3 protein-coding genes and 1 pseudogene are annotated in these 12,164 nt (G+C 71.9%); 2 read left to right on the top strand and 2 right to left on the bottom strand.

What is annotated here, in order from left to right:
- Positions 1-81: 81 nt before the first annotated feature.
- On the bottom strand, positions 82-621 hold the full coding sequence (locus tag B0I28_RS21565) for a DinB family protein (RefSeq protein ID WP_106365925.1): 540 nt from the start codon (positions 619-621) through the stop codon (positions 82-84).
- A gap of 322 nt (positions 622-943) precedes the next feature.
- On the opposite strand from B0I28_RS21565, the pseudogene B0I28_RS21560 reads away from it, so the two are divergent.
- Both B0I28_RS21560 and B0I28_RS28535 read left to right on the top strand, forming a co-directional pair.
- Positions 944-1,894 (top strand): annotated as a pseudogene (locus B0I28_RS21560) (glycoside hydrolase family 62 protein); the annotation flags it as partial.
- 84 nt (positions 1,895-1,978) lie between these two features.
- The gene (locus B0I28_RS28535; RefSeq protein WP_342761237.1) at positions 1,979-2,257 is read left to right on the top strand and encodes a cellulose binding domain-containing protein; all 279 of its coding nucleotides are present in this window, start codon (positions 1,979-1,981) and stop codon (positions 2,255-2,257) included.
- Positions 2,258-2,539: 282 nt separating this feature from the next.
- Here the strand turns inward: B0I28_RS28535 and B0I28_RS27425 are convergent, their stop codons facing one another.
- Entirely contained in the window at positions 2,540-12,115 is a 9,576-nt protein-coding gene (locus B0I28_RS27425) for a Tc toxin subunit A-related protein (RefSeq protein WP_106365923.1), read from the bottom strand.
- Positions 12,116-12,164: the final 49 nt, after the last annotated feature.

The following is a 12,164-nucleotide window of genomic DNA, read 5'->3' as shown; positions in this document are numbered from 1 at the left end:
CGTGCAGGCGGACCGCGCGGGTCTGAACTGTATTTCCGATTCATTCCATCGGATTAGTGCAATTGGAGACGGAAGGCGCGGCTATTCGCCGGTCTCGCCGTCGATGGATTCGCGGATGAGGTCGGCGTGGCCGTTGTGCCGGGCGTACTCCTCGATCATGTGGGTGAGGATCCAGCGGAGCGACGGCTTGCGGCCGTCCTCCCACGAGCCGTGCGCGAGGCGGTCGAGGCCGCCGTCGGCGAGGGCCTCGGCGGTGAGGGCGCGGGCGCGCTCGACGTGCGCCGCCCACAGGGCCCGGAGCTCGTCGGGGGTGTCCTGCGCCGCCGAGTGCCACTCCCAGTCCCGGTCGGCCTTCCAGTCGACGTCGTCCCACGGCTCGCCCATGGGGCGGCCGAACAGGCTGCGGGAGAACCAGCTCACCTCGACGAGCGCGAGGTGCTTCATCATGCCGCCCAAGGTCATCTTGGAGGGCGGGAGCGAGGTGTAGAAGCCGGCGGCGTCGAGGCCGCGGGTCTTCCACTCGAAGGTGGCCCGCTGGAAGTCGAGGAAGCCGATGAGGGTGGCGGCCTCGTCCCCGGCAGCGGGCGGCTCGGGGCGGCCGCGGTCGTCGATGATCGTCATGTCCGGACTCTAGCGGACCGGTGCGCGGGGCTGCGGCGCAATCGGTTTCCGGAAGTTCCGGAGCATGGCGACACTGGTCAAGCTATTTACATACCTCGATGTTTATCGGTAACCTGGTCCTGCGGCCGGGTGCATTCCGGAACTGTTTGGAACTTCCGGCCCGCGCCGCATCGAGAGAGGCGAGGCAATGGCAATCCCAGTGAGAACGAGGCTCAAGGCGGTGCGCGCAGCGCTGCTGGCGGCCGCCCTGGCCGCCACCATGGCGGCCGCCGCGCTGAGCGCCAGCGCGCAGGGCGACGACTCGGCCGACCCGGTGCAGGCCGAGGCGCTGCCCACGAGCTACTCGTGGAGCTCCAGCGGGGTCCTGGCGGGCCCGAAGCCCGACTCGTCCCACCCGAGCATCGCGGGCCTGAAGGACCCGTCGGTGGTGTACTCGGGCGGGAAGTGGCACGTGTTCGCGTCCATCGCGAACTCCGGCGGGTACAACATGGTGTACTTCAACTTCACGGACTGGTCGCAGGCGGCGTCGGCGACGCACTACTACCTGGACCGGTCGGGGATCGGCACCGGGTACCGGGCCGCGCCCCAGGTGTTCTTCTACGAGCCGCAGAACCTCTGGTACCTGGTGTACCAGGACGGGAACGCGGCGTACTCGACGAACGCGGACATCAACAACCCCGCGGGCTGGACGGCGCCGAAGCACTTCTACTCGGGGATGCCGCAGATCATCAGGGACAACATCGGCAGCGGCTACTGGGTGGACATGTGGGTCACCTGCGACGACGTCAACTGCCACCTGTTCTCCTCTGACGACAACGGGCACCTGTACCGGTCGCAGACCTCGGTGGCGAACTTCCCGAACGGGATGAGCGAGCCGGTGATCGCGATGCAGGACTCCAACAAGTACGCGCTGTGGGAGGCCAGCAACGTGTACAAGGTGCAGGGCTCGAACCAGTACCTGCTGCTGGTGGAGGCGTTCGGGAGCGTGGGCCGGTACTTCCGGTCGTGGACGTCGACGAGCATCGCCGGGCCGTGGACGCCGCTGGCGGACTCGAACGCGAACCCGTTCATGGCGGCGTCCAATGTGACGTTCCCGGGCGGGGCGTGGACGGAGGACATCAGCCACGGCGAGATGGTGCGCGCGGGCGTGAACCAGAAGCTGGAGATCAGCCCGTGCAACATGCGGTACCTGTACCAGGGCGTCGATCCGAGCGCAGGCGGCGACTACAACAGCCTGCCGTGGCGCCTGGGCCTGCTGACGCAGACGAACACGGCCCCGGGCTGCGGCGGCGGCGAGGAGACCTCCGACCCGCCGACGACCACGCCGCCGCCGACCGGAGGCGCCTGCACCGCGGCGGTGTCGGTGGCCGGGAGCTGGAACGGCGGCTGGCAGGGCAAGGTCACCGTGACCGCCGGCTCGGCGGCGATCAGCTCCTGGAAGCTGACGTGGACCTGGCCTGGCTCGCAGACGATCAGCTCGGCGTGGAACGCGACGTGGTCGCAGTCGGGGTCGGCGGTGACGGCGACCAACGTGAGCTGGAACGGCGCCGTGGCGGCGGGCCAGTCGCGCGAGGCGTTCGGCTTCATAGCGAACGGGGCGACGGCGACGCCGCAGGTGACGTGCTCCACTGCGTGATCAGAAGGGCCGCTTGACGAGCCGGTGCCCGCTCCCCCGGATCTGGGGAGCGGGCACCGGAAGCTGTTTCAGGGCAAGAAAAAAGGCCCCACCGCAACGAACCGAAACGACGAAAGCCTTAGAAATGAAACGATGACCTTCTTTTGCTAACGCTTTTTCTTTCCACAGACTATTTGTCCACTACATACACTAACTTTAAGTATCACCGAGACCTCTCAAGTATAAGGCCCGGACGCCTTTGCGGTCAAGGCGTCCGGGCCGTGCTTTACGTAAATCGGCTGTTCAGCCGATGTCGAATTGCACCAACAGGTAAGCGCGGCGCACGTCCTCGGGCAGCAGCGAGTCGTATTCGGCGGCGCCCGCCCGCTTGAGCCCCATGCGCCACTCCCCCAGCATCGGCGGGGCCGGCACGGGGGCGACGGCCGAGTGCGGGGCGCCCCCGAATCCGGGGTCGTTCGCACCCGGGACCTCGCTGGAGGAGGGCTGGCCGGGGAGGCGCCACTTGACGGTGAACGCGTCGGTGTGGACGGTGTCGATCACGAGGTCGGCGGCCGAGACCTTGACGGGTTCGCCGGCGGCGCGCACGCGGGCCCAGAACGGCAGGTGCTCGGGGGTGAGCGTGAAGACGAGTTCCTGGTCTTCGCCGTCCTCGGGGTGGAGCATGCGGTGCCAGGCGGTGCCGAACTGCTCCTCCAGGGCGAACAGGGCCGCGCCGGAGGTCGGGAGCACCGCGTCGATGTTGTCGACGGCGAGGCCCGCGAGGCCGGGCCCGCCCGCGCGGGCCGTGTAGTCGAGGTGGAGCACCACGTCCGTGATGGACCCGAGGTCGAACTGGTTGTGGGCCTTGGGGAGCGAGAGCGTCCATTCGCTGACGGCCCCGGCGCCCTCGAAGGGCAGGAACCGCTCGTCGTCGAAGCGGAGCTCGAACATGCCGCGGTCGTTGACGGCGTGGCTGGTGGCGATGGCGGTGGTCGGCACGGGGCTCTTCCAGAACCGCGGGTCGCCCCCGGCGAGGGGGTCGCCGTAGCCGCCCGCGACCGAGTCCGTCAGGCGCACCCCGTTGTTGGTGACCGCGAGCGTGCAGTTCACGGAGGTGTAGGGGCCGACGACGCACGGCACGGACAGGGCCGCGGACTTCAGGCGGCGGCGGTAGTGGCCGGGGTAGTCGAGGTCGAACAGCCACTCGGGCAGCAGGATCGAGGCCTGGCCGGTGAGCTTGAGCGCGAGCAGCGCGAGCGGGTCGACCTGCGCGAGCGAGACGTGCTTGGTGAGTTCGAGGTCCCGCAGGTGCTTCTCCATGTAGGAAGACTCCATGCGGCGCAGGTCGTTCGTGAGCCGCTCCGGGGCGAGGAGGCCCTTGCGCAGGGAGTCCCAGTACCCGAACTGGATGAACGAGGCGTCCGGTTCGGCCAGCTCGAACTGGTAGGACTGCTGCGCGAGCATCGCGGTGTCGAACGCGATCTGGTACGCCTGGAAGTAGACCGTGGCGACCTTCCCGAGCATCCAGTCGTACAGCTCCTTGTCGGTGTACTTGGAGCGCAGGAACTCCTCGACGGCCTCGGCGTCGGCGGTGGCCTGGAGCTGGTTGTTCGCCTCGGCGGTGGCGATCTGCTCGCGGATCGCGGCGGCGGCGAGCTGGGCCTCCAGCTGGGCGAGGTCGTTCACGGCGACGTCGCGGTTGAACTGGTGGTCGTCGAAGTCGCGGGTGTAGCGGCCCTGCGTCTCGGCCATCGCGGCGCCGGTCATGAGCATCCCGGCGAAGCCGCCGATCATCGCGGCGGTGTTCGACAGGTACCCGGAGACGTTGGAGCCGCCGATGGACATGCTCACGTTCGGGGAGCCGCCGAACCCGGCGATGCCGATGCTGAAGTCGGGGATGAGGCTGGCGCCGCCGGCGATGCCGGACATGATGGCGGACACGGCGTTCCCGGCCAGGCCGAGGCTCTGCATGACGACCGCGGCGATCTCCTCGCCGTTCATGCGCGGCACCGAGCCGTGGAACGCGATCCGCGTGTCGATCGCAGCGCGCCCGGCTTCGAGGGCGGCCTTGTCGGCGGCGGCCTCGTCCACCTGGAGGTCGCGCACGGCCTGGATCGCGCGGTTGAGCGCGGCCTCCTGGGTGGCGCGCAGGAGCGCGAGCTCCTCGGCGTCGCGGGTCTCCAGGATGCGCAGGAGCTTGTCCCCCATGGCTCTCAGCTCCGAGAGCAGCTCGGCGGCGCGGGCGGCGAGGACCCGGAACCGGTAGCGGGTGTCGGCGGCGGTGAACAGGCCCAGGACGCTGGAGAGGTCGGCGCCCGCGGCGGCGGCCTTGACGAGCATCCCCGGGTCCAGGGGCGGCTCGAACAGCGGGAGCTGGCGGAAGACGCCCTCGATGTTGAGGCCGTGGCGGACCTTGAACAGCCGGTCGGCGACGGTGTCCCAGTAGCCGAGGAGCCGGTCGTTCACGGGGATGCCGAAGTACTTCACCTCCAGGTGCGGGAGCGGCTCGCCGCCGCCCTCGTCGGGGCCCGCGGCGATGTCGAGCGGCGGCGCGAAGCCTTCGAGGACCGCGGCCACGTCCTGGTTCCCGAACGGGTCGAGGGCGCCTTCGGCGGTGAGCTGCGCGTAGGACTTGTCGGCGCGCTCGGGCGGCGGCACGCTCTCGGGTCGCCGGCCGAGGATCTCCGCGGCGAGGGTGTACAGGAGCACGGCCTGGTTGATCGATTCGAGGGTGTCGCGCCGGAACTGCTGGTCGGCCCAGCCGATGAGGTTGTCGAGGTACTTCATGACGATCGCCTTCTGGTAGGCGACCGGCCGGTGGCGGGCGATCGTGTGCGGCGAGAACGGGTGGTTCTTCCAGGCGCGCAGCTCGTCGAGGTGGTCGCCGATGTCGCCGAGGATCGACTCGATGCGCTGCTGCCGGTAGTCCTCGCTCGTGTGGTCGAAGAACGGCTTTGTGACCCAGTACCGCTGGGGCGCCTCGTCGCCGTCGGTGCTCGTGGGGTCGAAGATCCGGTGGTACCAGCGCATCGCCTCCTCGAACCGCTGCTCGGCGGTGAGCTTCGCGGCGATGAGCATGGGCGCGTGGAAGAACAGCTCCCAGTTGTACGCCGAGTACGCGCCGCCGCGGGTGAAGTCCACGCCCCCTTGGGCGGTCGGGTCGATCGCGTTGCCCGGCTGCGGGCCGTACGCGAACTGGGTCTGCGCGGTCGGCGCGATGCTCTGCTGCGGGCGCGTCACGAGCCCCTCGACCCCCTTGGTGTCCAAGGAGGCGAGGAAGTCCGAGGCGTGCGGGTGCCAGAACGGGTACCAGCGGTGCCCGAGCGTCGCCACGGGCACGTGGATCCAGAAGTCCCCGGCGACCCCGTGGAAGCGCATCGGGACCGTGGTGACGACCTGGGTGCGCTTGACCCAGTAAGCGCGCTCGCGGTCCTGGAAGACCATCGGGGACGCCGGGTCGTCGTTGAACTGGCGGGCGTGCGGGGCGAGCACCAGCTCCGCGGGCGTGCGCGCGGCGGAGAGGAGCTTGCGGGTGTCGTCCCACCCGACCATGACGTCCACTGCGGACCCGAGCGCGGCGAGGCGGCCGTTCGCGAAGCGCATCGTCGCGGGCTTGCGGAGCTTCGGGGAGCGCTCCGCGGACGTCAGGGCCGTGATGCCGCGGCCCTTCTCGCCGAAGTTGGTCTGCACGTGCCACAGCGAGTCGGCGGTGAACAGCGTCCCGTCGGAGCGGCGGGTGTAGTTGCCGTACATGGGCTTCATCTTCAGGTCCAGGACCTCGCCGGTGAACACGTACGACGAGGAGTGCCAGGGCCAGTGGAGCGCCGAGTACGCGCGGCGGGTGAGCCGCTCGTGCGAGTCGGTGAACTCGTCGTAGAAGCGGCCGTCGTTGAACTCGATCGAGGAGGAGATGTACACGTCGAGCCACAGCTGGTTCGCGCGGTGCCGCGGCTTGAGCGTGTACGACGAGCGAGGGCGCGGCCACGGGTGGATGAGCTTCTCGCCGCTGGTGCGCCGCGCCGTCCACCCGTCGGGGGTCCGCTCGGACCACGCGAGCTCGATCTCCAGGGTCCGGGCCGGGTCGGCGGTCGGGTTCGGCGAGTCGGTGATCTGGGCCGGGGGCTGGCGCTTGGGCGACTGGGTCTTCTCCTCGAACTGGAGCCAGAACAGGTGGAGGCGGTCGCGGAAGACGACGGGGATCACCTGGTCGGAGGCGATGTCGACGTCGATGCGCTCCCAGCCGGTCCACTCGTTGTAGGCGAGATCGAGGGAGCGGTAGTAGCAGTGGCTCGGCTGGGAGGCCGAGCGGGCGACCACGTGCAGGCGGTCCGCCGAGGCGGTCCGCTGGTGGTAGATCCCCAGGGTCTGCATATGCGCGACCTCCACGAGCTTGCGGAGGTAGTCGCGGTAGGCGGCCTCGGCGTTCGCGTCGGTCAGCTCCCCTTGGGCCAGGCGGTCTTCGAGCTCCTTGAAGAACGGGGTCTTGTCGTCGCGCAGCTCCGCCTCGATCCAGTTCTCCGGGTACAGGAAGACCTTCCGGTTGGCCTCCCAGAGCCGGTAGCCGCTCATCCACTCCCACTGGCTCCACGAGTCCAGCGACGTCGTGTCCGCGGTCTGCGCGGCCGTGATCCGCACCAGCGGCAGCTCCAGGTTGAGCAGGCACCGCTGCGCGAACAGCTGCACCGAGCTGATCGCCTGCTTGAGGCGGGAGGTGAGCTGCACGGAGGTCATCTCCGTGTCGAGGAGGAACCAGCGCTGGAGGTCCGCGGCGTCCTTCCAGTGCCGCGGGTTCGCCCACTCGCGGCCCTCGGCGAGGACGGTCGGCGAGGTGGTGCGCAGCGAGTGCTCCACGAGGTACGCGGTGAGGGCGTCGCGGCGGGCCTCGCGCAGCGGGTCCTGGAGCTCGGGCATGAGCGCGAGCCACGCGCCGGTGTCGTACTTGGACTTCATGGTCTGGCGCAGGTGCTCGGCGGCGAGGCGCTGGGCGCCGCCGGTGTCGTCGTCGCGGTCGACCCACCGGAGGGCGTCGGCGGCGGGGACGGCGAGGCGGCGCAGGGCCTCGGCGGCGGCGCGCACGCGGGTGAGCGCGTCGACGTCGGCGTAGAACGCGGGGTCGCCGCCGTCGAGTTCGGCGAGGTCGGCGGCGTGCCAGCCGGTCAGGGCCTCCACGGCGGCGCGCACGTCGGCGACGGGGTCGCCCGCGGCCGCGGCGTCGAAGACCTCCGGCCAGCCGGACTCCTCGGGCCGCGGGTACCGGTGCCGCAGCACCAGCCACGCCGCGAGCCGCCGCCATTCCTGAAGGGACGCGGCCGGATCGGCGGGCCCGGCGGGCAGCGAGCCGGGGTGCAGCCACCCCGAGGCCGCGGCGCGGTCCATGAGCCACGGCAGGTCGGTGGCGTCGATCCGCATGCGCCGCACCAGGTACGCGGCCTTGTGGAGGAGCCGCCAGGTGTGGAAGAGCTCGGCGAACGCCGCCTCGGTGAGCGGGTGCGCGTACTCGCCGTCCTCGTTCTGGGCCATGAGGTCGGGGTTCGCGAACACGTCCCACAGGGCGGGCCGCAGCAGGTCGAGGAGGGTCACGGCCTGCTCGTCCGGGAGGGAGAACGTGGCAGCGACGGTGGCGGCGATCTGGCCGTTCACCTCCTCGGCGGGGGTGGTCCGCAGGCTCTCGCGCAGGGCGTCGAGCTGCTCGGCGATCGCCTCGGCCCGCTGGCCGAACGGCGCGTCGGGCCGGTCGTTCAGGAGCCAGTCCAGTTCGGACACCGTCAGGCCCGCGGCCTTGGCCTCGGCGTGGCGGTCGGCCAGCGCGAGGGTCGCGTCCGGGCCCGCGTACGGGTCGGGGAGGTCGGCGGCGGCGAGGTCGAGGAGCGCGAGGTACTCGGCCACGGGCAGGCGCAGGGCCTCGGCGAGGACGGTGTGGCGCAGCGGGACCGTGAGGTCGGCGACGGTGAGGTTCGGGCCGGTGCGGGCGAGGAGGAGGTCGAGGTCGGCCTCCCCGGCGCGCCAGGCGGCGGCGAGGGCGGGCCGGTGGTCGGCCATGGGCTCGGTGCCGGGGAGCGGCAGGTCGAACGCGGGGTCGGGCGGGTCGAGGAGGTTGGGGTTGGCGAAGAGGTCGGCGTACGGGGAGCGGGCGCCGTCGGGGCCGGGTTCGGTGCTGAGGGGCGCGTAGAGGGTGATGGCGGCTTCGAAGGGGAGGCGCAGGCGCTTCGCGAGTTCGGCGAAGGCGGCGAGGCGGCGGAGGGCGGCGGCGTCGAGGGTGCCGCCGCCGATGCCGGGGGCGCGCAGGAGCCGGTCGAGCTGCCTTGGGGTCCAGGAGGTGTGGCGCCAGAGGCGGATGAAGCGGTGGACGCGGTCGTAGCGGGCGGGGCCGAGGCCGGTGAGGGTCTGGAGTTCGAGGTCGCAGGTGCCGTCGGGGCGTTCGAGGGCGATGGTCCCGGCGGCGTGGATCCAGGTGGTGTCGAGGAGGTCGAGGAGTTCGGCGTAGGTGACGCCCGCGTGGTGCATGAATCCGAGGACGCCGGTCTCGGCGTCGGTGGTGTCGAGGCCCCAGACGTCGTCCTGGTCGGTCTGGTTCGGGGCGGGGGCGGTGATGAGCGCGGCGTCGAGGGTGGAGAGTCCGAAGTACTCGGCGGCGGCGGAGGCGAGGGCGGTCGGGGTGGCGGGGCCGAGGAGGCGCATGAGTTCGTGGCGGGGGACGCCGAGGTGGGCGAGGAGGACGCGGGCCTCCTCCTGCCAGGCGTTGAAGGCGCCGCGCACGGGGAAGCGGGCGGCCTTGACGGTCTCGTAGGCGGGGGCGTGGAGGTGTTCGGGGACGGCGCGCAGTTCGGCGGCGGTGCGGGTGGTCTGGGGCTGGGCGGCGCCGGGGGCGGCGGCGCGTTCGAGGAGTTCGTTGACGAGGTCGATGTAGGGCAGGGCGGTGTCGGTGTTGGGGCAGTTGAGGAGCAGGTCGTCGATGTCGGGGCGGCGGGCCTGGAGGACGGTGAGGACGGTGTCGGTCCCGCCGGTCTTGGCGGGCCGGGTGGAGAGGAAGCGGAGGAGGTCGGCGAGGTAGGCGGCGGGGCCGTACACGGATTCGCAGTGCCCGCAGTCGCAGTAGTCGAGGCCGCCGAACAGGAGCGCGAGGTCGGGGACGTCGCCGAGGACGCCGGTGGCGTCGGCGAGGGTGATCTGCTGCGGGCCGAGGGCCTGGGCCTGGCCGGGGGCGTGGTCGGAGCGGAAGGCGGCGACCTGGCCGAGGACGTGGGCGTAGGCGATCTGGGCGGCGGAGTGGACGTGGGCGACGGCGAGGTCGTCGACGCCGTGGCCTTTGAGCTTGGCGGCGAGTTCGGCGCGGTCGAGGGCGGCGATCTGGCCCGCGGAGTGGAGGTGCTCGGCGAGGAGCGCGGCGCCGGTCTTGTGGTCGGGGGCGAGGCGCACGGCGCGCTGCTGGACGCGCAGTTCGGCGCGCAGGTCGGGGTCGAGGTCGAGTCCGGCGGTCCTGGCGTAGGCGTCGAGGCCGGTGGCCTTGAGTTCGAGGTCGGGGTGATCGTCGATGAACGCGGCCGACTGCGCGAGGAGGGCGAGGCCGTGGCCGTCGGTGCGGCCGAGCTCGGCGATGAGCGCGGTGGTCGGGTAGTGGGCGGCGGCGGTCGCTTCGAGCTTGCGGGCGTAGGTCTCCGCGGCTTCGCCCGCGGGGTGTCCGGCGTCGGCGACGACGGCGTCCCAGTCGGCGCTGGAGAGGCGCGCGAGGTGGCGGGTAGAGGTGAGGTCGGGTTCGCCGGGGTCGTCGATGCGGGCTTTGAGGAGGGCGGCGACGGGCGCGTAGCCGTCGGCGATGGCGGCGGCCTCGACGGCGGCGGCGACGTCGGCGACCACGTCGTCGCCGCCGAGTTCGCCTGCGGCGCCGGTGAGGTCGGTCCAGAACGCCTCGCTGGTGCCGCCACTGGCGAGGAGCATCGCGGCGACGCCGTCGTAGTGGGCGGCGTCGAGCTGCGAGGAGTCGAGGAGCTGGCGCAGGGACGCGTCGCCGCCGACGGGCGGGGCGTCGAGGACGGCGGTGACGGACCGGGTGTTGAGTGCGGCGAGCACGGCCTCCTCGTCGCGGACGATCTCGATGGGGACGAGGTTGTCGTCGGCGGCGCGCGCGAACGCCTCGGCCTGCCGCTCGGGGCCGAGGAGGAGGATGCCGGAGGCGGTGGCGGCGGTGAGCTCGCCGATGCGGGTCCACTCGTCGGTGGCGGCGAGGAGTTCTTCCGGGAGCGTGCCGGGCAGGCCCTGAGCGATGAATCCGAAGTAGACGGCGGCGCCGAGGACGGGGTCGCCGACGTGCTTGGCGGCGCGCACGGCGAGGACCAGGCGCATGACCTCGTACTGGGTGAGCCCGGATTCGAGGGCGGCGACGGTGACGTCGTTGCGCTCGCCGTCCTCGACGAGGTCGGTGACGCCGAGGCCCCCGAGGACGGCGTCGAGGGCGGCCCGCTGCGTCTCGTAGAGGGAGGGGCCGCGGTAGGGCCGGTCCCCGGCGGTCTGGTTGGTCCACTGGATCGGCGTGGGGTTGAACAGGATCCGCGACCCGAGCGGCGCGCTGTCGGGGCCGGTGAAGGTGACGACGAGGTGGAGCGGCTTGACGACCTCCTTGGTGTTCGGGTCGCGCGGCGGGTCGTACGGGAGGTCGTAGAAGCCGGTCTCGCCGGTGACGCGGGTGGCGATGGTCGCGCCTTCGCCTGCGAGGGAGCGGAACGCGAGCCGGACCTTCGCGCCCTTGACGGGCCGCCACCGGTCGTCGCGCACCGAGCCGCGGAGCCGGTAGTGCGCGAGGGGCTGCTCCGATGCGGGGAGCGCGGCGAGGAGGTCGCGGTTGAGGGCCTTGACGGTGGGCCCGTCGAGCGCGCCGGTCTGCGGGAGGCGCTTGGCGGCCTGGAACGCGAGGACGGCCTGCCGGGTGGCCTTGCCGTAGCGGGCCTCGCCGTGCTCCCCCATGGGGATCGCGTACCCGAAGTGGGCGAGGGCCTGCTGGGCGGCGGCGACGTGGCCGCCGCGCATGTTGAGCTTCGCGCCGCGCTTGAGCGGGGACAGGCCGAGCGCGGACTTCACCTTGAGGGTCTTGACGGGCGCGGGCTTGGAGGCGGCGACGGCGTCGAGCTTGTCCATGGTGGCGAGGTCGAAGCGGCCGGAGGCGGGGAGGCGGTACTTGGCCTGGAAGGCGCGCAGGGCGGCCTGGGTGCCGGGCCCGGCCTGGCGGGCGTTGAGCTCGTCGGCGCCGATGGGGACGTCGAGCTTCGCGATCGTCAAGGCGCGCAGGAGGGTCCGCTGAGCCTTGCCGAACTGGGTGCGCGAGCCGAGGCGGGCGTTGAGGGCTTCGGCGCGGAGGCGTTCGACGAGGGCCTCGTCGAGCCACCAGGAGACGCCGCGGGCCTTGGTGCGCTGGCGGAACTGCTGGATCGCGGCGGCCGTGGAGGTGCCGACCTTGCGCGAGGCGAGTTCGGCCGGGTCGATGCGGTGGCCGAGGGAGGTCAGGAGCGCTTGGACCTTCGCGGCGCGGTGGGGCGCGTCGGTGAAGTAGCGGTGCTCCAGCTCGCGCTTGATCTGCCCGGCGGTCTCGGGGGTGACGACGCCGGTGCGCACGAGCCCGGCGGCGGCCTGGAGGCGCCGCACGGCGTCCCTCGTGGACGGTCCGAGGCGGGACTCGGCGACCTCGGCGGGGTCGATCGCGTGCCGCAGGCGCGCCAGCGCGGCCTGGAGGGCGGCGACGTCGCCGCCGGTGGGCTCCTCGACGAAGCCGGGGAGCTGGATCGCCATGGTGCGGTCCGGGTCCGCGCCGGGCGGGGCCGCGGCCGTCTCGACGGGCAGCGCGAGCCTGCGGATCGCCTCGGGGCTGAAGTGCCGCTTCGGCTGGGTCATGTCGGGTCCTCTCTGTGCTGCGGCGGTCCCGTGGATCTCGCAAGCGGGG

Origin of the sequence: Glycomyces artemisiae, from assembly GCF_003002955.1 — a bacterium.
Classification (GTDB): domain Bacteria; phylum Actinomycetota; class Actinomycetes; order Mycobacteriales; family Micromonosporaceae; genus Glycomyces; species Glycomyces artemisiae.
This window is presented reverse-complemented; position numbering and strand designations above follow the sequence as displayed.